The following is a 24,168-nucleotide window of genomic DNA, read 5'->3' on the forward strand; positions in this document are numbered from 1 at the left end:
ATCGGCTGCGCACTATTGGGTTACTTGGCTAACCATTCTTTCATATTGTCTAAGCTTTGGTAGGCAGTCATATCAACACTAAGTGGGGTTACGGAGCAATACCCGTTTGCCACTGCGTGAAAGTCTGTACCTGGGCCTGCATCTTGTTCTGAACCTGCTGGACCGTACCAATAAATGGTTTGACCAAACGGGTCTTTATCTTCAAACATAGGTTCAGCACGGTGTCGGCGACCCTGTCTGGTTACTTCTATACCTTTAAGCTCATCATAGGGTATATCAGGAACATTTACGTTCAAAATTTGATTTGCTGGTAAAGGATGAGATTGAAGTTTACGAATAATATCTAGTACTACTCGAGCTGCCGTTTCAAAATTCTCACCTTTCTTACTGGCAAGCGACACGGCAATGGCAGGCAAGCCCATATATCTGCCTTCGGTCGCCGCGGCTACCGTACCAGAATAAACTACATCATCGCCTAAGTTAGCACCATGATTAATACCAGATACCACCAGTTCGGGGTCATCTTTTAAAATTCGGCTGATACCTAAGTGTACGCAGTCTGAAGGCGTGCCATTAACTGAATAAAAGCCACTGTCCATGCGTTGAATACGAAGGGGTTGATGTAACGAAAGGGCGTTACTTGCGCCGCTACAATTACGATCGGGGGCGATAACAGTAATATCGTGCTCGCTGGCAATGGTTTCGTGCAAAACAGCTAGGCCTTTTGCAAACACACCATCATCATTACTCATTAGGATCTTCATGCAATCTCAACTAAATACTGTGAATGGGGGAAACGGTTTCAACACATTCCCTAAGTACGGATGTAGCGAAACAACCGCTAGGCAATGAAAACGATAGCGTTAATGTATCACCCTTACTTTGCCATTCAAGTTGCGATGGCCATATTTTTATTGCACGACGTTCTTGCTCGAAGCCACATTGGCCTAAAAAGTCGATAACTTCTGGATGACTTGATGCAACCTGCTCTTCGGTGGCGTTTGCCTCTGACGTAGTGACTAAGTCTCCCTTGCCCCACAGCGGTGCCGAAGGACATACATCTTTATCTTCATAACGTTGCTGGCTATCTTGCTGTTTATCATCGTCAATAAAGAAGCTGTTCGAGCCGGTTAATACCAATGCGTCACCGGTAAGTACCTTATCGAAGGTCTTGTTTTCTAAACGAATAGAAATGACCTCATTAAATAACCAACTACGCAGGGCGGACAGTGCCATAGAGCGCTTATTGCGGTGGCGAATGGTTTCACCGTTTATCATCCGCTCAGCCATGGCAAGGTTACCACCGCGCTGAACTTCGCCTTGCTCGTTTACCCGCATGACGCCAAATCGCTGTTCGCCGTAATAATTCGGCACACCATGTTTGGCGATTTCCTGAAGGCGTTCTTCAATGGCTTCTGGATGCACAACTTGACGCAGCGTAATGGTGAAGGCATTTCCTTTTAATTGACCGGTACGAAGCTTTCTATTGTGGCGAGTTTGCTTAATAACCCGCACACCCTCAAGCTCAAAATCGCTGAAGTCGAAATCAGCTTGTCCTGGTGCATGTAAACCGAACCACTGACGGGTGAGGGCATATTTGTCTTTCCTACCTGCATACGTCACTTGGCGAAGTGGCAGTTTGGTGTAGCGAGCAAGTTGCTCTGCAACAAATGCAGTATTGGTATTAATTTTTTCTACAAAAACAAACTGGTGCTCGCCTTCACCGCAGGGCTCGTAGCCTAAGTCCTCAACGACTTGAAAGTCGTCGGCTTGAAACTTAAATAAGCCGGTTGATACGGGTTTACTGTAATAATAATTCCAGTGTTGGGTATGTAATGGTTTCATATCTTTTCCAGCAGCACTACCGCGTGAGCAGCAATGCCTTCCTTTCTGCCTGTATATCCTAATTTTTCAGTCGTGGTAGCTTTCACGTTGATTGCATCAAGCTCGCAATGACAGTCTTTGGCTATGATTTCTCTCATGGCCTGAATGTGCGGTGCCATTTTGGGAGCTTGCGCCACTACGGTCATATCAGCGTTGCCTAACGTATAGCCTTTTTCATTTACTACGTGAATAACATGCCTAAGCAGTACACGGCTATCGGCACCTGAATAGGTATCATCAGTATCGGGAAAGTGCTTGCCTATATCACCTAGCGCCGCAGCGCCAAGTAATGCGTCGCATAGGGCATGTAGCAATACGTCGCCATCAGAATGGGCGACTAGGCCTTGTTCATAGTCAATGCTTACACCACCAATAACAATGGGGCCGTCGCCACCAAATTTATGAACGTCGAAACCGTGTCCTATTCGCATTCTGCTTGTGCCTTCTGTCGTTGATGTAAGTAAAAATCTGCCAAGGGTAAATCCCCAGGGTGGGTTATTTTAATATTTGCCGGGTCGCTATCAATAAGTGCAACCTTGTGTCCGCTGTATTCTATGGCTGATGCTTCATCGGTAATGGTTGCGCATGCGGCAAGGCCATCTTGCAGCGCGCTTTTAAGCAGTGCTGTAGGAAACAACTGGGGCGTAAGGGCATGCCATAGGTTTTCTCTGCTTTCAGTATGAAGAACAGTGGGGAAATTGATATCAGCCCCTTGGCTGGCAGCGCCTCGTTTCATAGTATCTCGAACCCGAGAAGCCAAAATGCCGCCCGCTACCTGTTCATTATCCATCACCGCCAGCAACTGAGTAATATCATTGGTACTTACGCAAGGACGCGCGGCATCGTGCACTAGTGCCCAAGTATTGTCTGGCAAGGTATTTACGGCGTTTAGCACAGAGTCAGCTCGTTCATTGCCACCCTCTACCACTTTCACCTTCGGGTTATTAGCAATGGCAAGAGAAGGGAAGTAGGTGTCGTGAGGACTAATGGCTATAACAAGGTAGTCGATGGCGTGATGGTTAAGCAGTATTTCAACAGTGTGTTCAAGAATCGTTTTCCCTTGAAGGGTTAAATACTGCTTGGGGCGATCAGCCTGCATTCGGCTGCCAATTCCAGCTGCGGGAATAACCGCAACCACAGAGGAGGATGTCATGTTACTCACTTAGTTTCTGGCGGTAAAATCCGGTAAAAAGTTTCCCCTTGCTTAATCAGACCGAGTTCATTGCGAGCGCGCTCTTCAATGGCTTCTAAACCTACTTTAAGGTCGGTGATATCTGCGTTTAGCAGGGCGTTTCGCTGCGCAAGATTAGCGTTTTGCTGCGCTTGAGTTTTCACTTCCTGCTCTCGACTAAGATAGTCAGGAATACTGTTTTTCCCAAACCATAGCCGATACTGCAACAACCCTAATAGAGTGATGAGTACGATAGGAAGCCATTTATCTTGCCACACAAAATCACCTGAAAATCGGTAAGCGGAGGAAAATTCAAAAAGGGCAGTAAACTGCCCTCCACGTTATTACCTATTATGCCGCGAAGGGCTTAGGAATCAAAGGTGCTTTATTCACCTTGCCCTAATTTACCTTTTAGTTTGTCGAACAATTTATTCTTTTGTTCTTCAACCACACTGCTCAATTGGCTTTGAAGCAATTCTTGTAAGGCGCCGCTGTCGCCCTGTGCCGCACTTAGCATTGAGTTAATATCAACCAATTCACCAGAAAGGGCATCTTGTTCACTAGCAACCATCGCATTTAGCTTGGTATTAAGTTCATCAAGCTTATCTTGCTGAGACGCGGTGAGCTGAGAAATCGCGGCTTGAGCCAATTTGTTGTCTAAATCTGACTTAATGTTAAACCCGGGGTTAGCAAGGGTGCCATCAAGTAGCATGGTCATCGATAAACTACTTAACGATTGCAGTGCAGAAGCAATGGCGCTAGTCACGTCGCTTGTACCTGTGGCTTCCATCACTAGTTCTTGTAAGTTAACTTTCCCGTTGCCGCTTAACTTATTATCAACCACTTCCATCGAGCCTGTGGTTGCCATGAGTGCAGTTTTCATCACCGCGTTAAGGGTTTCATTGCCGCTTACTGGAATATTCGACATATTCACCCCAGCTAGCTCCCAAACTTGGCTCGCATCTACGCCACTTTCATCAATCCAGAATTCACCGCTTGAGGTAAATTGCTTAAGCATGTCGCCAGCCGCTTCAATGGTAAAGGTTGTTGGGTTACCAAACACACTGTGCGTATTGGTAATGTTCTGCCACGAACTGCTTATCGACTCGTTTTGCCAAAGCACAGACACGTTAGCTTGCTTCACCAAAATAGAAGGCATATCGGTTGCAGGTTCTTCGGGCGTATCTCCGCCTTGAAGTAATGGCATCACAATTTGCATGGCAGACATCAAATACTCTGTATATTCAGCGGCTTTGTCGCCAAATACGAAGTACGTCACTTGAGATAGGGCCGCTTCATCGCCGGCAATCACGCCCTTAAGTAATGCATAATCTTCTCCGGGCGCTTCTTTTAACGCTTTAACCGAGTTGCTCAACGCACTCTTAGCATTCGACGCTTTATCGGTAAAACTGCTGATAAGCGCACGGTCTGCACTCATCTCTTCTTTTAGCTTATCTAACGATGACTTAGCTTGAATAAGGGCTTGAGGATCTTTGTAATTCGTTTCTTTAAGCGCAGCAACTTGGGTTTTGTAATAGTCGATACGTTCTTTATCAGGCAAGTTTTCATAGTCTTGCTTTAGGCCTTGTGAATAGGTGGCGTAGGCCTCTTTTGCTTCGGCAACGGCAGCGGTAGTTTTAAGGGGGTTACGAGCAAGTATTTCGTCTACAGAAGGCACGGCCTCTTTGGCTTTTGCTTTAATTTCATCGTAAGACAGTGAGCTTTCTGGCACCCGATAAACTTCACCTTCGTGCTCGCGAACTTGGTCAAATTGCACATCAAGTAAATTAAGGTTGTTTACCACAACTTGATTAGATAGTAGGGGCATAAGGGCAACGTCAGCATTTGCTTCGCCAACTAACACTTGATTATGCGAGGGCTTAGTTGCGTTGGTTAAGCCAATGCCTTTAAGGGTGACAGTGGTAGGGTATAAAGAGTGATCAAATTCGGCAATGTTGACTTCTGCACCATAAGACTCGCCTAATTTCGACTCTAGTACGGCTTTAATAATGGTATTAGCAAATAGAACATACACTAAGATAAGTAGAACAAAAAAGCCCAATACCCAATACTTGATTGGGATCCCTTTACTATCACTGCTCATATATCACTCCTTGTAAACGACGTTTAGCTGGTTATCTAACGATGTAGATAACCAGTCTAAAGCACCGCTTTAAATACTTCCATACGCAGGAAGTAGTATAAACCTGTGAATACCTTCCTTTTTACGACTAATTTGGTTCACTAAAGTTTAAATTTGCTGGCAATTTCTTTTATAGCCACGCAGCTTGTTTTAAGTGCCTGACTGGCACTGGCTAATTGATCCGCTGTTTTTAAACTGTTATCCGCTGCACCCGATAATGCATTGATACGAATGTTGGCTTCATTGGCAGCTTCGGCCTGTTGCTCTGTCGCACGGGCTATTTGACTACTCATACCTGCAATTTCATTCATAAGTCGGTCGGCTTCTTTTAAGCTATCGTTCGCTTTAATTGCATTGTCTACCGTAGTTGTTGAAGCATTTTGACTGACTTGCACCGCATCTACTGCGGCTTTTGCGTTGCTTTGTAGCTTTTCAATCATCGCTTGAATTTCATCGGTACTTTGGCCTGTTCGACTGGCTAAGGTACGAACCTCATCGGCTACGACTGCAAATCCTCTGCCTTGCTCTCCCGCGCGAGCAGCCTCAATCGCCGCATTAAGTGCAAGTAAGTTGGTTTGATCAGCAATGCCACGAATAACGTCTAGTACTGCGCCAATACTATTAGTTTGTTCAGCAAGCTCGGTTACTACATGGCTCACACTTTCAATATTTGACGTTAAAGAGTGAATATCACTCACGGTACTTTCTACCACGCGGGTGCCTTGTTCTACATTGGCTCGGGCACCACTGGTACTGGTTTCAGCAGTATCTGCATTCTGACTGACTTGTTGTATTTGTGTGGTCATTTGCTCCATGGCTACGGCAACTTGCATCATGTTTTCATTCTGACTTTGCGCTTGACCATTGCTATCTTGGCTAACGGTTTCAACGAGCACCGCTTGCTGGGTAAGGGCGGTGATGTTTTCACGTATACCTAACAAAGAATGCCGCATTTTATTGGTGTATTCATTGAAGTAACGCGCAAGTCTGGTAATTTCATCTTGGCCTGATTCAGGAAGTGACCGGGTTAAATCGCCATCTCCCATAGCAATATCTTTCATTCGTTCAGTGACTTCATGGACAGGCTTAACAATACTGCCGCCAATATAGAAGATAAGCGCCACGACCAATAACACGCTAATAATACAAATAATGATAAGTAAATTGCGTAAGTGGGCGTACTCAGCTTCAAGGGTAGATAAGTAAATACCAGAGCCGACGGTCCATCCCCATGGTTTGAATTCTTTAACATACGAAATTTTGTCTACCGGCGTTTCTTCCCCCGGAAGTGGCCATACGTAATCAACAAAGCCACTACCTGAAGACTTAACCAGTTGCGCCATTTCCACAAAAAACGCTTTACCGTTGCCATCCTTAAAACTTCGTAAATCCTGCCCGTTAAGCGATGGTTTGATAGGGTGCATGACCATGGCAGGGGTAGCATCTTGAATCCAAAAATAGTTGCTTTCATCGTATCTAAGGCGGCTAACTGCAGTCAGCGCCTGTTGTTTAGCGGCGTCTTCATCTACTCCTTCCAAGGATTCAAAGCTTGCAAGCAAGGTATGAACAACTTCTACCAGGTGTTGATTTTCTTTATACGACTTTTCTTTGAGCGCCTTGTAGTGCTGGTTTAATACCGCACCGGTTAGCACCAAAAACAACAGCGCCGTCAGCGCGACAATGATACTGAGCCTTTGAATTAAACTAAAATTGCGTAACCACATCAGCAGGAACCTCCAGTTTTTATATTATCTAGTGTAGACCTTATATTGAAGTTGTTGGCCTTGAATAGATATTTTTAAACATTTATTTAACATGGTATGGAGTGCCACCCGTGAGTTGAATCCCTGTGAAATGTTATTCACCTGCGTTCTTAGACGCTCTATCACAGTGGCGCAAAAAGTTGACAGCAAGGGCTTGGCGAAATAAGCATTTATGCTAGTATCCGCGCAATTTCAGCGATATCGTGATCTTCATTAAGACGATCTAAGTTTAAATACCTAGATACGCATGCGCAGCACACTTTAGGTGGGGCGCTTCAAGTAAGGCTCAGCTTTGCTTGTTAATTCATTTTTTCCATGTAACGTTATTCTTGTTTTCCGTTACCGGAAACATTTTCTACAGCTATTCGAATAAAGGGTTGCAATGCTCATTAACGACACACTTCATACTACATCTCCCCTACGCCAGCGCATTCGAGACTACTATCGAATTAGTGAGTCTGTGGCTGTGGATCAAATTTTACCGATTGCTGAGGTAAACCCTCGCGCCAGAAGTCGAGCGTGGGAACGCGCCCGTAAAATGGTACTGCAAATTCGTCGTGACCAAGAGGGTCATGGTGGAGTGGATGCACTGTTAAACGAGTATTCATTATCCACCTCTGAAGGTGTGGTATTGATGTGTTTGGCCGAAGCCTTGTTGCGTGTGCCCGATGGCGATACGCAAGACGAACTTATTCGCGACAAATTATCTAAAGGGCAGTGGACGCCACACCTTGGTAATTCAGATTCTTTATTCGTGAACGCTTCAGCATGGGGCTTATTGTTTACCGGTAATATGGTGAATTATGCCGACAAGCGTAAGAAGGAACAGTTTGGCCTGTTGAAGAAAACCTTGGGTCGCTTAGGTGAGCCGGTTATTCGCCGCGCAATGAATATCGCTATGCGCGTAATGGGCCGTCAGTTCGTTATGGGTGAAACCATCAAAGATGCGGTAGAGCGTGCTAAGGAAAAAGAAACCAAAGGCTATGTATATTCCTACGACATGCTGGGCGAAGGCGCTCGCACTATGGAAGATGCAGACCGTTATTATGATTCTTACGTTAAAGCTATTGAAGTGATTGGTAAAGCGGCTAACGGCCGTGGACCTAAGCGCTCACCAGGTATTTCAGTTAAGTTGTCGGCAATACATCCACGCTTTGAGTTCTTACACAGAGAGCGCGCAATGCGTGATATTCCGCCGCGCTTAAAAGCCTTGTGTATGTTGGCTAAAGAGTACGATATTGGCTTAACGGTTGACGCTGAAGAAGCTGACCGTTTAGAGCTTTCCCTCGATATCATTGAAGCGGTATTCCGTGATGAAGATTTAAACGGATGGACTGGCTTTGGTTTAGCGGTTCAAGCCTATCAAAAACGTGCTATTCATGTAATTGAACATTTACGCGTGCTTTCATTAGAAGTTGGCCGTTCATTAATGGTGCGGTTGGTAAAAGGCGCTTACTGGGATACGGAAATTAAGCTTACCCAACAAGCGGGCTTAGAAGAATTCCCTGTGTTTACCCGTAAGTCATCTACCGATGTGTCTTACCATGCTTGTGCAAACCGATTACTAGAATACCGCGATACTTTGTACCCGCAATTTGCTACTCACAATGCCTACTCTGCATCAGTGATTATTGAACTGGCAGGAGATGATAAAGAAGGATTTGAGTTCCAGTGCTTACACGGCATGGGTGATACGTTGTACGACAAAGTAGTGACTGAAGAGAAAATTCAGTGCCGTGTTTATGCGCCGGTAGGCGAGCACGAAGACTTATTAGCTTACCTTGTACGCCGTTTGCTAGAGAATGGGGCTAACTCTTCATTCGTTAACGCCATTGTTGATGATGAAAAACCGGTAGAGTCATTACTTGAAGATCCGGTAGAGAAAACCCAACGACTGAAAGTGCGTTTCAACAAGCTGATTAAAACGCCACGGGGTTTATATGCCCCTGAACGTGACAACTCTCGCGGGTTAGATTTAACCGATGTAAACGCGGTGAATGCACTTCAACATGAACTAGAGCGCTGGCAAGAATTTTATAGTGTAACTGATGGTGTGCCGGAGGGCGCAACGGCAGTACGTAACCCAATGAATCATAACGATGTGGTGGGTTACCATTATTACGCACAACCTGATGATATGCGTAAAGCGCTAGATGATGCAGATGCGGGCTTCGACGCGTGGTCTAAGCGCGATGTGTCGGAACGTGCTGAAATTCTTAACCGTTCAGCCGACGCCCTAGAGCGTCACATGGCAGAGCTTATTGCTATTTGTATGCGTGAAGCGGGCAAAGTCGCGCAAGACAGTATTGATGAAGTACGTGAAGCGGTGGATTTTTGTCGCTACTACGCCGCTCGTGCTCAAGAACTTGCTGAAGATAAGCGCTTGTTACCTCGTGGTGTTGTACTTTGTATTAGCCCATGGAACTTCCCGCTAGCAATATTTTTAGGTCAGGTATCAGCAGCACTGGTTACCGGAAACACGGTTATTGCTAAACCTGCTGAACAAACCAGCATGGTAGCGAAACGGGCTGTGGATATTATGCAGTCGGTAGGCTTACCTGAAGACGCTTTGAAACTCATTATTGCACCAGGTAAAGAAGTGGGCGAAACCCTGCTTTCCGATGAACGCATTAAAGCGGTTATGTTTACCGGTTCTACCCAAACTGGCACGCTTATCTCACAAGAACTGGCCAACCGAGGTGGTGAGCAAGTGCCGTTAATCGCTGAGACTGGTGGGCAAAACTGCATGATTGTGGATTCAACCGCCCTACCAGAGCAGGTCGTTGACGATGTTATTCATTCTGGTTTCCAAAGTGCGGGGCAACGTTGTTCAGCCCTTCGCGTATTATTCGTGCAAGAAGAAATTGCAGATGATCTCATCAGCATGTTAACCGGAGCCATGAAAGAATTAACCATTGGCGACCCAACCATGTTAGCAACTGATGTAGGCCCTGTTATTGATGAGAAAGCACTGAAGAGCCTAACCGACCATGTAGAGTTTATGGAAGGAAAAGGAAAACTGCTTTATCGGAACGAACTTCCCAAAGGCACCGAAAACGGCACCTTTTTCCCTCCTACGCTTTATCAAATTGATAACTTGGATGTGTTAGAAAAAGAAGTCTTTGGCCCAGTGGTGCATTTAGTACGCTTTAAATCGAAAGAGCTAGACGACGTACTAGCGCAAATCAATGGCACGGGTTATGGTCTAACGATGGGTATTCATTCGCGTATTGAAGAACGTGCATACGAACTTGCTGCGAAAAGCCGTGCAGGTAATGTTTATATTAACCGCAACATGATTGGCGCTATTGTTGGTGTTCAGCCGTTTGGTGGTCGTGGATTGTCTGGTACGGGACCAAAAGCCGGTGGGCCTAACTACTTGCCGCGTTTGATGATGGAACGTGCTACACCAAAACCCACGTTGATTGACGATGTTGATGGTACTGATAACGCGTTGGTCGGTGATGATAAAATTGCCGAACGTGCGCATGTGGTAATGGATCAAGCCAAAGAAGTTGAAGCCCAGTGGCGTCATATGGCCTTAAATGATCGTATCTCTATGGTACGTCAGTTACTGGCTAAAATTGCCAAGGTCGACATTGTTGACGACCTGGCCGACGATTTAAATCGCACCTTGGCCACTGCCCGTCAGCAGTTAACCAGTGTTGAGCGTAAGTTAGCTAAACCCACAGAGCTTCCTGGCCCCACGGGTGAATCTAACAAACTGTACCTAGAGCCTAGAGGCACCTTGGTATGTTTCGCAGATAAGGGGGTATCGTTCGAGTATTGGATGCTGTCAATCGTGACCGCACTTGCCACAGGAAACACGGTTGTGTCGGTTGTATCTGAAATCTTCTATGAAGAAGCCATTGAGATTCAAAATAAGTTTGAAGCGACCGGTGCGCCTAAAGGGGTATTCCAAGTAGCGCGATTAGGTCACTTCGATGCCTTGTTAATGGATGAAGATTTAGCGGGTGTTGTTGTTGATTCAAGTACAGAGCGTACCGCTCGTATTACTGCGATGCTGTCTTCGCGTGAAGGCGCTATTTTGCCAGTTATTACTGCTGAATATAACGATAAGTTGATTCAGCGTTTAATGACAGAAAAAACCATTAGTATCGATACTACGGCATCGGGTGGTAATACATCTCTCATGACGTTAGTGGAAGACGATGAGTAATAGCGCAAGGTAATTTTCCTTGTAGTAATCGGTAACCATGTAAAGCCAGTCCTTGTGACTGGCTTTTTTTATTTCATAGTGCATTAGTGACTCGCTTATTTGAGCGCGATAAAACACTTCAAACAAAATTTTGGTCGTTAACCCCGCCTTAACCCCCGCTGTGACACCCTGTATGCATGGTAGGCAATAATCGAATTACAATGATCGGGTTAGGTAAAATTTCATTTATGCCATTTGTGGCACTTGTACTGACGGGGTTAACCGCGTGTGCCAGTCATGACGAGGCTTCGCTTAGCGAGTCGGCATCTGCAATGACAGGAGAAAGTGTTACGTGGCAAGTGCAATCAGAAGATGCTGTTGCGGCCACTGCATTAACCGACTTAGTGTCGGTAGAAGGGCTGCAAGACTATATTGATGAAGCGCTTGAAAACAACGCAAGCTTGCAGCAAACGCTTATTACGTTAAGGAAAGCGCAGGTGGCGATTAAGTCGGCTGATGCGGCAGATAACCTTAATGTAGATGCCAGCTTTTCAGGCGCTAAAACGGAAAATAGTGATGCAAATTACACTAGCGCCTTAACCGTTAGCTGGGAAGTGGATCTATGGCAAAAAATTAGCGACAGTGTAACTGCCGCTAGTTTTGATGCTGCCAGCGCCCGCTCAGCGTATCAGTCTTCTCGCGATGCACTTGTGGCAAGCGTGATCCGAAGCTACCTAGATATTATTACTCAACAACAACTTCTTGCTATTGAGCACCAACGGTTAGGCGTTTACGAAAATAGTGAAAGTATTATCCTTAAGCGCTACCGCACAGGGCTTGGCTCTCTTGATGATTTAGACAACGCGAAAACCAGTAGCGCAAATACTAAAGCGTCACTTGCTTTGTATGAAAACGCCATTAGTACCGCGAAGCGTACACTAGCCGTTCTATTAGGGCGCGAAGACCAATCTCTATCTGACTTTCCCGCAGTAACAAAATTTCCAGAAGTGCTTGAACCAATGCTTGCCTTGCCAGAGCAAGACCTAGCTAGACGCCCCGATTTACAAGCGGCTTACTATGCTATTAAAGCCGATGAGGCTAATGTGAAAGTCGCATACAAAGCACTCCTACCTAGTATCAATCTGTCGGCGGGACTAACTGACAACGGTGTCACACCTTCTCAATCTCTGTTTTCTAACCCTCTGTGGAATCTTCTTGGGCAGGTAACCGCACCCTTGTTTCAAGGCGGCGCTCTTCGCGCGCAAATCGATGATGCCAAGTTAAATACGTTAAACAGTTGGTGGCAATATCGGGAAACATTACTTAACGCAGTACAAGAAGTGCAAAACGCGTTAGATAACGAAAAAGCGTTCACCCAACGCGAGTACTACACCAATGTTGCTTATAAAAATGCGCTAAGTAGTGCCGATACTTTTTCAGGCCAATACCGTCAAGGCTTGGTAGACATTTTAGATTTACTGTCAGTTTACGACACCACCTTTAATTTGCAGGCGCAGCGCGTCGAGCTTCAATATTCTCAGTTAAGTAATCGTATCGACTTGGGCCTTGCGCTAGGCCTTGGAGTGTCACAATGAACAAGAAAAAAATTATCGTAACCCTTGGTGCCGCAATGACTATTGTTATTGCCATTCTTTATACCATGAGCCAATTAGGTGGCTCAGGAGGTCCGGGTATGGCCCCAGGCCCCAAAGGAGGAAAAGAAGGCCGGGCAGGTAAAGGAAATCAAGAGATTAGTGCGCCTAGAAATGCGAATGCTGAAAAAGCGATTACTCAAGTAGAAGCACAACGTGGTGTAGAACAAACCGTGCTTGCGCCGACAGATGAACAAGGTGAAGGCCGTCAGCCTGGTGAGCGCCTGCGTCGCGATATATCTGGTCAAAAGTCAGGTCAAAAGCCTGAACAAAGCCAAAGTCAAAACGGGGCGAAAGGTGCAGCCAACAATCAAGCGGCTGGCAGTAGCTCAGCAGATGTTGCCGAAGTGGGCGTGGTAGAGGTTTATCCAACTACCTACAATGCAAAAGTAAAAGGGTACGGGCAAGCCAGTGCTACTCACATGCTTACGTTATCAGCGCAAGTGAGTGGGCAAATTACTGAATTGTCGCCACGCTTTGAAACCGGCGCTTTGTTAAATAAAGGTGAGGTGATGGCGTATGTAGATAATACTGATTATCGCCAAGCACTAGCCGCTGCCGAAGCAACTTATGAAACTGCTTTCGTCGCTCTTGAAGAAGAACGCCTTCAAGGGTTGCAAGCACAAGACGAATGGACACGCTCAGGGTTGACCGGTGAGCCAGAGTCGGCCTTAGTGCTTCGCGCACCTCAACTTAAATCAGCGCAAGCAGCATTGCGAGAAGCCGAGCAGAATGTCGCGGCGGCAAAGCGCGATTTAGCTTTTGCTAACATCAGCGCCCCATTTAATGCCTTAGTGGTTAGCCGTAGCATTCAGCCTGGAAGTTATGTACAAGTGGGCACCGAAGTGGCCGGTTTGTATTCCGCTGACGTGGCAGAAATTTCTATCCCACTCTCGCCTAGCCAATGGGCACAGTTGCCCCAAGCACAGGTAGGTGAAAAGCCAGATTGGAAAGTACAACTAACCGATACCACTGGCGAACATCAGTGGCTGGCAAGTATTGAGCGTATAGAGTTACACCAAGACGAAGATACCCGTCAGCGCAGAGCTGTTGCCGTTGTGGAAAAGCCATTATCGTTAGCGAGCCCTTTGTATTTCGGTACGTTTCTAGTGGCTGAAATTGAAGGCCGTGAACTTGATAATGTATGGAAAGTGCCGTCTTCGGCCATATCGCAAAAACAAGAAGTATGGTTTGTCGCGCCCGATAGTAACTTGCTCAACAAGTTTACCCCTACCGTGCTTTTTGAGTACGAAGGTTTTGCTTATATCACACCTATGGCGGGTGCTAACCAAGCGCTTATTGTAGCGCGCCCGCTTAATAACTATCTTGTAAACACTCTGGTGAAGCCTGTAGTTGAGGGCAATGGCAATGAATAGTCACAAGGGCATTATTGCGTGGTTTGCGCAAAATTCGGTGGCCGCCAACCTTCTAATGGTTGGTCTTATCGTGCTAGGCATGGTGTCCTACGGCGATATTAGAAAGGAAGCCTTTCCTAGTATGGAGCCTAGGTTTGTTAGTATCTCCATGACATATGAAAGTGGTGATGCTGAGCAAGCCGAAGAAGGCATCGCGATTAAAATAGAAAATGCGCTTGAAACCGTGCCAGGAATTAAGCGCATCACTTCTACCTCTAACGCCAACGGCGCGAATGTTCAGGTCGAAAAAGAAACCGACTACGATTTAGATGTGCTGTTTAACGACATTAAAACCGAAGTCGACAGTATTTCCAATTTACCTTCTGATGCTGAAAACGCCATTATTGACAAAGCTACCCGCGACGAGCACGTTATCTGGGTGCAGCTGTATGGCGATGCCAGTCATGATGAATTGCAGTATTTAGGTGAGCAATTAGAGCGAGACTTGCTGGCGCAAGATGATATTCGCGATGTGAGCGCAGCCAGCTTTATTGACCCTATGATGTCGATAGAAATTGATGAGGCGAAACTACAAGCCTACGGCTTAACCTTGTCAGATGTGGCCTCACGTATTAACCAAGAGTCGTCTACGTCACTCACCACTAGCTTGCGAAACCAAGAGAAAGTTATTCGTTTAAAAGCCTCTGAACAAGCTTATTACGCCGGTGATTTTGCCAAGATACCTTTAGTGACTAGCGTTGATGGTGCGGTGTTAACCGTAGGTAATGTTGCAGAAGTAACCGACACGTTTGCCGACGATAGCTACTCATTAGCCAGATATAACGGCCAAAACGGTTATGGCTTGCAAGTATTGATGGATAAATACGGCGATGTTACCGATATGGTGGCACAAGCTCATGCTGTGGTTGATAGCTGGCACGAGCGCGGGTTACTCCCCGAAGGTGTACAGCTTGAAACCTGGTATGACAGAAGTACGCTTATCACAGAGCGCTTAGACTTACTTACCAATAACGCACTAATGGGTATTGTATTGGTATTTATTACCCTTGCGGTATTTTTAAACTTACGAGTCGCCTTTTGGGTGGCCGCAGGACTACCGTTTATTTTCTTCGGTACTTTGTATTTCATGACCGATTCTTACACCGGCATGACCCTTAACGAAATGACCACCTTTGGTTTTATTATGGCGCTGGGGATTGTGGTAGATGATGCCGTAGTGGTGGGCGAAAGCGTTTATTCCACTAGGCGGCGTTACGGCGATACTTTAGCAAATACCATAGAAGGTACCCGAAAAGTCGCCGTCCCTACTATTTTTGGTGTGCTTACTACGGTGGCCACTTTCTTTGCCTTGTCGAACGTATCTGGCGGCCTTGGCACCTTGTATTCTCAGTTCGGTACCATTGTTACCCTTTGCCTTTTATTGTCGGTAGTGGAATCTAAATTAATACTGCCTTCTCATTTGGCGCATCTACCCACCAAGAAAACCACGAAAAAAGGCATTGCTGGTTTGTGGGGTAAAGTGCAAGACGGTGCCGACAATGGGCTAAATTGGTTTAACGAAAAGCTCTATCAACCAGCATTAAGTGCCACGATTGCTTATCGCTATGCTGCGGTGCTGTTGTTCATTACCTTGTTTATTGTAGTTATGAGTTTGCCGTTGACCGGCGTAGTACGGGTAGGGTTTTTCCCAAGTATGCAAGGCGATACCGTGTCGGCCAATATGTCGCTTTACAGTGATGCCAGCTTTGGTCAAACCGAACGTAACTTACTACGCTTAGAAAACGCTGCACTTGAAGCCGACAAGCAGCTGGTAGAAGAAAAGGGTGTGAGTGCGAGTGGCATGAAGAGCCTGCAAGTGACAGCTAGTGGCGATCAAAGTGGCACAATTACCATTTCGCTGTCTGAAGATAAGCCTTATACATTGGATGAACTAGCCGCACGCTGGACAGCACTAAGTGGCAACTTAGAGGCGGTGAAAAAGCTTAAGATTCAAGCGCGACGTGAAATGGTTGATGCCTTCAGAGTAGAGCTAAAAAGTATAGACGACGCCACCTTAACAGCGGCTAACACCGCCTTTCAAGACGCATTGGAAAACATAGATGGCGTATTTGGTGTGGAAAGTTCTTTAACGCCCGGTGAAGCCATGATGCGCTTTGAGTTAACGCCAGAGGGTCGTGCCATGGGCATGGATACCCAAAGCTTATCGCAACAGCTGTTAAAAGCGTTTGGGGGCGAAATAGTGCAGCGTTACTTGCGCAATAAAAACGAAGTGAAAGTGCGCGTACGTTACCCTGAAGAAGACAGAATGGACCCGTCTGATGTGATGAATACGCGAGTACGTTTAGATAACGGTACGGTAGTGCCATTAAGTGTTATCGCCACTATGACACCTGATGTTCAGCAAAAGCAGGTGGTGCGTATTGACGGGCTTCGTGCGCTTACTGTTAGCGCCTCAGTAGACAGTGACGTAATAACCGCCACTGAACTGGTGAACTACTTAAACGAAAGTTTCGTGCCTACTATATCTCGTCAGTATCAAGACTTGTCACTGCATTTTGCGGGGGAAGCCGAGCAGCAAGAAGAAACCCAAAGCTCAATGGAGAGCGTATTTATATTAGCGTTAATTTCTATTTACGCCTTGCTCGCCATTCCGCTTAAATCTTACGTTCAGCCGCTTATTATTATGACCGCTATTCCGTTTGGCATTGTAGGTGCGGTATTAGGACATTGGAGCAACGGGCTAATGCTTAGCATACTCTCTCTTAACGGAATATTGGCGTTGAGCGGGGTAGTAGTTAACGACAGCCTGCTGTTGGTGTCTCGCTATAACGCATTGAAAGAAGCGGGTATGCGTGTGCAAGAGGCGGTTATTGAAGCCTGTTCAAGTCGTCTTCGTGCCGTATTGCTTACTTCCATTACTACCTTTTTAGGTTTGTACCCCATATTGGGTGAAACCTCCATGCAGGCACAATTCTTAATACCTGCCGCTGCGTCCTTGGGGTATGGTATTTTGTTTGCCACGGCTATTACATTAGTATTAATTCCTGCATTGCTGTTAATTTACGAAGATGTAGCTCAGCTAGGTAAAAAAACCAAAGACGCTGCTGTACAAGTGGCAGGGTAGAAAAGGTGGACGGAATGATTCGGGTGTTGTTAGTGGAAGATGATATTGGCTTGGCTGGTAACGTTCTTGACTACTTGGAACTAGAGGATATGCAATGCGACCATGCCAGCAATGGCGTGGCGGCATTGCAGTTTATTAATCAGCATCAATACGATGTGTTAGTGCTTGATATCAACTTGCCTCGACTCGACGGTTTCAGCGTTTGTGAGCGTTTGCGAAACGACGGCAACGATACCCCTGTTATTATGCTCACCGCGCGAGATCAGCTTGAAGACAAACTCACGGGGTTTCAAAAAGGGGCCGACGATTATTTGATTAAACCCTTTGCGATGGCTGAATTAGTGGCGCGGGTAACCGCATTATCGGGGCGCCGTTCTGCGCAGGTAAATCAAATCGCTATGGGTAATGTGACACTCAACATGAATACGCAAGAAGCCCATACAAGTGGCAACCTTATTAAACTTAGCCCCATTACCTATGCACTGCTTAAAAAACTGTTGTTAGCTAAAGGGGAAGTGGTTAGCCGAGAACGGCTTATTGAAGCAGCTTGGAAAGATGGAGCACCCGAAAGCAATGTGCTCAAAGTGCACATGCACCATTTACGAAAAAGTCTAGAACAGGTGAATGCCTCACTTTCGGTGCTAAGTAAACCAAACAGTGGTTTTTACCTCGCCGAGGACGTTTGATATGGTTAAAGGCTTACACCTGAGTTTACGTCGCTATGTGTTGTGGACCTTGCTTGCCGTAGGAAGTGTGCTGATCACGTTGTTTTCAATGTTTTCAGCTGAGCGCTTTTTTCAAGGTATGGACGGCATGTTGCGCGGCACTATGGTAAGTGTAGCAAGCAATACCGAGTTAACAGGTGAGTTACCTCAACGTGTTTTGAACTTCTACATCAGTGCCGAATTTGACCAACAACCAGAAGAAATCCTCGCGTCATTTAGGCAAGACGAGCTTATTCCTTTTGTTTTAGCTAAAGATTTAAAGCGTGATTGGTTTTTCACGCGCCCGTACGCAGCACGATTTTTAGTGATGGTACCGCTTGAAAGCGGCGAGGTAAGGTACATTTCTCAGGTGTTTGGTGAGCCAAAAGGGCGTGGCCGTCGGCCGGTGTGGTTAAGCCATGAGTTGGTGAGTATCATTATTGGAATAAGTGCACTGGTTGTGTTTGCAATTGTATTGTTGCTTATCATGCGAAGCGTGACTAAGCCCGTAGAAATGCTTCAGGATTGGGCGGCGGCGCTAGATGAAAAGCAACTTGATGCGCCTATCCCAAGGTTTCGTTACAAAGAGCTCAATGCGCTTGCGTCACTGATACACAACAGCCTGCAAAGCGTGAAACAAACCCTTGAGCGAGAGCGTACTTTTGTTAATCACGCGAGTCATGAGTTACGTACTCCCATTGCTGTTATTCGAAGCAGTACGGAATTGCTACAGCGTGTTTTGGAAAAAGAGCAGCTAGAAAATCAAGCGCATACAATAGGCAGTAAAGGGGAAAATGCCTTAATGCGGATTGATAATGCCTCTAAAACAATGACCGATTTAACTGAAACCTTATTGTGGTTAGCGCGCGAAGACAGTCAACCTTTGCCTTATCATCCCGTGGACATTGCCACCACGGTTGAGCAGCTTTGTGATGACTTAGCATACTTACTAAAAGGAAAAACCGTAACCGTCGATGTGAATGTGCCAAGTACAACAATGTATCTGCCAGATACTGCTAGTAGAATAATTATTGGTAATGTTATCCGAAATGCCTTCCAACATACCGACAGCGGCGTAGTGTCTATTACATTACGTGACACTACCTTAACTATCGAGAACCAGAATGACGCAGAGGCTTCTCCACTATCAAACGTTGAAGATACTGGTTACGGGTTGGGACTTAAGCTAATTACTAAATTAACAGAACGGTTGGGATGGCAGTGCCAGGCAGGTGTGGTCGTAAATGGTTATCACGTCACGCTAACTCTCAATGAACCTGAAAATACCGATGTGTAGTTGTGAGTGTAGTTGTGAGTGTCACTTAACAGGCTAGATTTAAAATAAGCGGCTAAGAAGCCGCTTATTTTGTTTAACCTCGACAATTTTGCCTTGTCGATAGAGCAGTACAGGTAATCACATCCATTCTTTACTGCGGTTACGCTTTTTAGGCATATAAGTCAGAAGTACGCCTAATAAAATACCTGCGCCGGCAACAATACCGCCACGGGTGAACCAGGTGACTAGTTCATCTTTATCAGCGCTTTCTACTTGCGCACTTAAGCGTTTAATATCGTTGCTTTGTTGTTCAGTATCCGTTGTGAGTTGCGTAATTTGCTGGCGCGCATCATTAAGTTGCTGGCGCAGGTTCGCATTCTCACGTTGGGTAGTTTGTAAGCTGGTTTGGCTTTGTGCTAACTGCTCACTTAGAATAGGTAGTTTTTCAGCTTGTGACATCTCTGTAGTCACATACTTTGATTCAACCCACCCCTTACGACCTTCATCATCGGTCACTTGCGTGAACTCTGCATCAGCATCACGGTCTAGCACAGTAATCGGTGTGCCTGCCTCTACAGACCCTAGAATACGGTAGTTTCGGCCTGGGCCCGTGTGTAAAAAGATAAATAAATCATCGCGAATATAGTGCGACGACGACGCTTCTAGCGTATCGCTCTCTTGAAGAGCCAGCGCTTGGCAAGAGCATGCAAAAAGGGCAACTGCTAACCACTTTCGAATCATAGGTAGTCCAAATACTCGTCTAAAACATGGAGATGGTATTGGTTGACCGCGATAAAGGCAAGTTTGTTCCACTTTTGTCTACTGGTTAATTTCATCGCAACCAGTTAATAGTGTCATTGCGAATTAGTTTGGACACAGGTAAGGTTGCATCATTATCACGTATGCCACTGCGCAAATATGTCTGAAATTGAACTAAAATTTGTTACTCAAGATGGTGCGCATCAAGCTTTTAAAGACCGCGTACTTCCTCTTTTTGAAAAAAATAATATTACCCTCATTTCCCACTCCGAACTTCGGCTTGAAAACGATTACTACGATACGGTAAATCACGATTTTCAAGAAAGTAAGATGGGTTTTCGTGTGCGCGGCAATAATGGCAGCTACGAGCAAACCTTAAAAACCAATGGGAAAGTCAGTGGTGGGTTACATCAACGTGCAGAATACAACATTGACCTTGATGCACCTGAACCCGACTTAACCCTGTTTGATACTTCAGTGTGGCCTTCTAGCTGGAATATTCCCAGCATGAACAGCAAATTGGAAAAGCAATTTAGTACCCACTTTACTCGCCATGCTTATATTGTAGAGGTAGAGAAGAGTCGCGTAGAGGTAGTGCTTGATTGCGGTGAGGCGGCTACCGATAAAGCCAGTTCGCCCATTAATGAAATTGAGCTAGAATTGCAAAGTGGAGACCTAGACAGCCTCTTTATATTGGCAACGCACATAAATAGTTGTATGGATGTCAGGCTAAGCGACGTGTCTAAAGCGGCGCAAGGGTATCAGCTACTACATGGCTTTAACGCCAAAGTAAAACCCTTGCCAGACTTTTTGCCGCTAAATCCAAAATCGTCTACCGAAGAAGCCTTTTCAAGCGCACTTCAATTGGCTTTAGCCCATTGGCAGCACCATGAGCATGTATTTATTGAAAGTGGCTCTATTAAAACCTTAGCTGAAGTGGCCAAGAGCGTGCGCTTGCTGTTACAAAGCGTGTCTTTGTATTTACCTGTTTTACAGTGCCCAGAAATGCTTGCGTTGCATAAAAAGCTTATTGCTTACGCACAGCAATGGGCCTGGCAAGATGACTTGCAAAGCTTACGGTATTTATTGTCTAAAAAGAGCCTGTTTCACAAAACCTTAAGCAAACACCCTGCTATTGTCAGTTATTTGCAAGGACGTAAAGCAGGGCTGCTGCATGCACATGACCCAGCCAGTTTATTTTTCGACAGTATGGCTACCGATATTAAGCTGAAAGCTATCGACTTAATTAACGCAAAGCCATGGCGTAGAGAAGCTACAGGGTACGATTTGCTAGTTTTAGATCATGCCAAAGGGTGGTTATCTCAGGGGTGGCAAACGGTGCAGCAAAGTATGCCAGCCAATAAAGCGATGGGCCCCGCCAACTATACGTTGGTAGAAGTTGTGCTTCGACAAACCTTGTGGAGCGGTTTTTTACTTGGGGATTTGTTTTTAGAAGAGCGGGGTAACTTCAGAGCACCTTGGTTAGATTTGTTAACCGGCATAGAGGAGCTTAATGCGTTACTTATGCTTCGCCAAGCAGTACAAGACTCCGAATTAGAAACACAAGATGAACTTAGTAAGTGGACAAGCAGTAAGCTGACCGTGCTCGTGAAAGTCATGGAGCGAACCCGCGCTGTGGCGTTAGAACGAGATATTTACTGGTAATGACACTAGGTAAATCGTGAACAAGGATGTAGTAAGGTGAAAGCAGATATGGTGTATGACTACGCCCTTTATGCGGCGCTGTTCTTCTATTTTATTGTGGTAGTAAGATTTGTGTATTATCGCCACCGTATATTTCAGAACCCCTGGTTAGCGGCGGCTATTCTGAGCTGGCCCATTTTCATGCTAGATGAATGGATGCGGTTGTGGCAGTTAACCCAACTGGCGCCCCTTTATGGGCTGTCAGACGTCTTTGCGGTGCTACTGATGACATGTAGCTATAGAATGGTAAAGCCCATGCTTTTGGCTTATCCGTCTAAACGTTCTCGATTGTGGGTGCCTTTTTGGGTAATGGCCGTGCTGCAACTAACTATTTTACTTATTCCCACTGAAGACAAGCTATTGTGGTTAGAAGCCTCCCCAAGTGGCGAGCCATTAATGTTATGGCCAGCTTACTTAGCTTCGTTAACTACAGGGTTCTGCGTGTTGCTCATTGGTATTCTCATCACTGAACACATTCAAATGTATCATAGGCATTTACCCGAACAGGCGGTTGACGTTCAAGAGTTTCGCGTACCAAGACTTGCCAGCGTCATGGCAAATACGGTTGTTGTGGCGTTTGCCAGTATTTTGCTGGTGACTGCTGCCACCTTTGGCTTTTTTGCAGTGCCTTTTTGGGAAAGCCTACACCATACGGCCCTTGGCGTTTCTCTGCTCGTGGTGCTATTCAGCCTTACTTTTCCTAGGGTAACGTCACCATCGCCTTTAGATTACGAGCGGCTGGATGAAGGTGCAGTAAAGCCAGCCGAAGTGCGAGCGGTCATTGGTCAAGCTAAGCGCACCATGATTGATGGTAAAAACTACAAGAAGCTGGGGCTAACATTGAAAGACTTTAGCGATGAGGCAGGAGTCGATCCCACCACATTGGCGATTGCCTTGCACTTAGAGCTTAAGAAAAACTTTCGCGGTTTTGTGTATCAGTACCGGCTGGACTACGCCAAAAATGTACTGCTGCGAAGTGATGCCAAAATAGCAAAAGTGGCGAAACGCTTAGGTCTTAATTCTGAAAAGTTTTTAGGCGATGTGTTAGTGAAATACCTGCGCAATAGCCAAGAACCACACTAGTTCAGTAGGCTTATTTATTTAATCTACAAAGCCATGCTAGCTAAAGGCATTATAAAGCACCTGCTGGGTAAAGGTTTTACGCAAGTAGAACCCACGAGGGCGAGTTTTAATTCGCTCGCCTTGCGGACCTAAGGCATCAGTTAATACTTTGCCGCTGGCAGCCTTAGGTCGAAGGTGCAACGCCTCGCCTTGTCGAGAAGTGATTGATTCTACATGCCCCGTCAGTATTTGCTCTGTAAGCTCTTCCCAGTCTTGTTTTAACATCGCATCTTCTAGTGCACTCGGCTGCCAATAAAACGCACTGGCGACTCTGCGCTGCGCCAATGGAATGCGTCTGTCTCCCTCAATAGGTAACCACAGCACTTGTTGAATTTTATTGCGTACATTGCTTGTTTCCCACGTTAACCCTGGCTGCATCAATAAGGGGGCGTAGCAAACATAGGTGGTTTCAAGAGGCATAAAATTGGCATCAATGGGAATAGTTTTAAGTTCAATACCCAGTTCTGGGAAGTCTTGCTGAGGTTTAGAGCCGGCACTGGCCCCTAGCCAACGTTCAATTAACATACCTGGCCAACCTTTATGACGCTGTAAGTTTTCTGGTATGGCAACGTCAGCCATATGGGCTAATTCTCCCAAGGTTAAGCCCGCAATGGCGTCACAGCGCGCTAATAACGTGGTTGAATTTTCAGGTGGAGACTCGGGTGGACGCATAGTTCAGCTCAGTAATTTTCTATAAGGAAAGCATGAATTTCGATTAATGCTTTGAATGGTGTATATATTATGGAAGAATGCAGAGATATAAAAGTATAGTGTGCCCGGGAGTCTATGTGATAGATGCCGATGGATTCCGTGCGAATGTGGGCATAGTGATTTGCAACAAAATGGGTCAAATATTTTGGGCAAGGCGTTATGGTCAACATTCATGGCAGTTCCCTCAAGGCGGAATTGATGAAGGGGAATCTGCCGAACAAGCTATGTACCGCGAGCTGCACGAAGAAGTGGGACTGACACCGAAAGATGTCACCATTTTAAGTGTTACACGTAACTGGCTTAGATATAAGCTTCCTAAGCGATTAATTCGTCAGGGAAGTAATCCGGTCTGTATAGGCCAAAAACAAAAGTGGTTCCTGCTGCAGCTTGACTGTAATGAGCGGGACGTGAATGTATTGAAAACAGGGCACCCAGAATTTGATGATTGGCGTTGGGTGAGCTATTGGTATCCAATTAGAAATGTCGTGTCGTTCAAGCGAGACGTCTACCGTCGGGTTATGAAGGAGTTTTCCCCTGTTGTAATGGCTGCTCAACAGCGTCCACAACAGCGCCATAATACGTCGTCGCAAAAGCGCGGTAAAAAGCGTAGACGAGGCTAG

General features: G+C 45.9%; 18 protein-coding genes. 9 read left to right on the forward strand and 9 right to left on the reverse strand.

The genetic code is table 11. The features are described from left to right. Nucleotides 1-20: 20 nt before the first annotated feature. The 7 genes from surE to AV939_RS03115 form a co-directional block, all read right to left on the reverse strand. Nucleotides 21-764 (reverse strand): 5'/3'-nucleotidase SurE, encoded by a 744-nt coding sequence (gene surE / locus AV939_RS03085; RefSeq protein WP_057794115.1) that lies wholly within the window; start codon nt 762-764, stop codon nt 21-23. A gap of 10 nt (nt 765-774) precedes the next feature. Then, the gene (gene truD / locus AV939_RS03090; protein ID WP_057794113.1) at nt 775-1,845 is read right to left on the reverse strand and encodes a tRNA pseudouridine(13) synthase TruD; all 1,071 of its coding nucleotides are present in this window, start codon (nt 1,843-1,845) and stop codon (nt 775-777) included. Next, nucleotides 1,842-2,315: a 2-C-methyl-D-erythritol 2,4-cyclodiphosphate synthase gene (gene ispF, locus AV939_RS03095; RefSeq protein WP_061997099.1), complete on the reverse strand. Its 474-nt coding sequence runs from the start codon at nt 2,313-2,315 to the stop codon at nt 1,842-1,844. Before ispF ends, truD begins: the two co-directional genes overlap by 4 nt. Beyond that, nucleotides 2,306-3,037: a 2-C-methyl-D-erythritol 4-phosphate cytidylyltransferase gene (gene ispD, locus AV939_RS03100; protein WP_061997101.1), complete on the reverse strand. Its 732-nt coding sequence runs from the start codon at nt 3,035-3,037 to the stop codon at nt 2,306-2,308. The genes ispF and ispD overlap by 10 nt, the downstream gene beginning before the upstream one ends. A 5-nt stretch (nt 3,038-3,042) precedes the next feature. Continuing rightward, nucleotides 3,043-3,333 carry a cell division protein FtsB gene (gene ftsB, locus AV939_RS03105; protein WP_013785529.1) on the reverse strand — a complete coding sequence of 97 codons (291 nt, stop codon included), beginning with the start codon at nt 3,331-3,333 and terminating at the stop codon, nt 3,043-3,045. Nucleotides 3,334-3,440: 107 nt separating this feature from the next. After that, nucleotides 3,441-5,159: a TIGR03545 family protein gene (locus tag AV939_RS03110; protein WP_061997103.1), complete on the reverse strand. Its 1,719-nt coding sequence runs from the start codon at nt 5,157-5,159 to the stop codon at nt 3,441-3,443. 140 nt (nt 5,160-5,299) lie between these two features. Further along, nucleotides 5,300-6,922 carry a methyl-accepting chemotaxis protein gene (locus AV939_RS03115; RefSeq protein ID WP_061997105.1) on the reverse strand — a complete coding sequence of 541 codons (1,623 nt, stop codon included), beginning with the start codon at nt 6,920-6,922 and terminating at the stop codon, nt 5,300-5,302. 421 nt (nt 6,923-7,343) lie between these two features. On the opposite strand from AV939_RS03115, the gene putA reads away from it, so the two are divergent. From putA to AV939_RS03145, 6 genes are all read left to right on the forward strand, one after another. Continuing rightward, nucleotides 7,344-11,141: a bifunctional proline dehydrogenase/L-glutamate gamma-semialdehyde dehydrogenase PutA gene (gene putA / locus AV939_RS03120; RefSeq protein WP_061997107.1), complete on the forward strand. Its 3,798-nt coding sequence runs from the start codon at nt 7,344-7,346 to the stop codon at nt 11,139-11,141. A gap of 227 nt (nt 11,142-11,368) precedes the next feature. Beyond that, nucleotides 11,369-12,715, forward strand: coding sequence for a TolC family protein (locus AV939_RS03125; protein ID WP_061998152.1), 1,347 nt, complete (start codon nt 11,369-11,371; stop codon nt 12,713-12,715). Next, complete coding sequence (locus AV939_RS03130; protein WP_061997109.1) at nt 12,712-14,148, forward strand: efflux RND transporter periplasmic adaptor subunit; 1,437 nt, start codon at nt 12,712-12,714, stop codon at nt 14,146-14,148. The genes AV939_RS03125 and AV939_RS03130 overlap by 4 nt, the downstream gene beginning before the upstream one ends. Continuing rightward, nucleotides 14,141-17,272, forward strand: a complete 3,132-nt coding sequence (locus AV939_RS03135) for an efflux RND transporter permease subunit (protein WP_061997111.1) — start codon at nt 14,141-14,143, stop codon at nt 17,270-17,272. The genes AV939_RS03130 and AV939_RS03135 overlap by 8 nt, the downstream gene beginning before the upstream one ends. Nucleotides 17,273-17,286: 14 nt before the next feature. Further along, on the forward strand, nt 17,287-17,958 hold the full coding sequence (locus AV939_RS03140; RefSeq protein ID WP_061997113.1) for a response regulator transcription factor: 672 nt from the start codon (nt 17,287-17,289) through the stop codon (nt 17,956-17,958). 1 nt (nt 17,959) lies between these two features. Then, nucleotides 17,960-19,273 (forward strand): sensor histidine kinase, encoded by a 1,314-nt coding sequence (locus AV939_RS03145; protein WP_057794093.1) that lies wholly within the window; start codon nt 17,960-17,962, stop codon nt 19,271-19,273. Between the two features lie 117 nt (nt 19,274-19,390). On the opposite strand, the gene AV939_RS03150 is transcribed toward AV939_RS03145, so the two are convergent. Further along, nucleotides 19,391-19,993 carry a TIGR04211 family SH3 domain-containing protein gene (locus AV939_RS03150; protein ID WP_061997115.1) on the reverse strand — a complete coding sequence of 201 codons (603 nt, stop codon included), beginning with the start codon at nt 19,991-19,993 and terminating at the stop codon, nt 19,391-19,393. A 177-nt stretch (nt 19,994-20,170) separates the two neighbouring features. Here AV939_RS03150 and AV939_RS03155 point away from each other — a divergent pair, with 177 nt between their 5' ends. Next, nucleotides 20,171-21,676 (forward strand): CYTH domain-containing protein, encoded by a 1,506-nt coding sequence (locus tag AV939_RS03155; protein WP_057794090.1) that lies wholly within the window; start codon nt 20,171-20,173, stop codon nt 21,674-21,676. 36 nt (nt 21,677-21,712) lie between these two features. Next, nucleotides 21,713-22,798 (forward strand): helix-turn-helix domain-containing protein, encoded by a 1,086-nt coding sequence (locus AV939_RS03160; protein WP_156454621.1) that lies wholly within the window; start codon nt 21,713-21,715, stop codon nt 22,796-22,798. 36 nt (nt 22,799-22,834) lie between these two features. Here the strand turns inward: AV939_RS03160 and mutH are convergent, their stop codons facing one another. Then, on the reverse strand, nt 22,835-23,509 hold the full coding sequence (gene mutH / locus AV939_RS03165) for a DNA mismatch repair endonuclease MutH (protein WP_057794088.1): 675 nt from the start codon (nt 23,507-23,509) through the stop codon (nt 22,835-22,837). Nucleotides 23,510-23,625: 116 nt separating this feature from the next. Between mutH and rppH the strand changes: the two genes are divergently transcribed. Continuing rightward, entirely contained in the window at nt 23,626-24,168 is a 543-nt protein-coding gene (gene rppH / locus AV939_RS03170) for an RNA pyrophosphohydrolase (RefSeq protein WP_041453052.1), read from the forward strand.

This window comes from Alteromonas sp. Mac1 (assembly GCF_001562125.1).
Classification (GTDB): Bacteria; Pseudomonadota; Gammaproteobacteria; order Enterobacterales; family Alteromonadaceae; genus Alteromonas; species Alteromonas stellipolaris.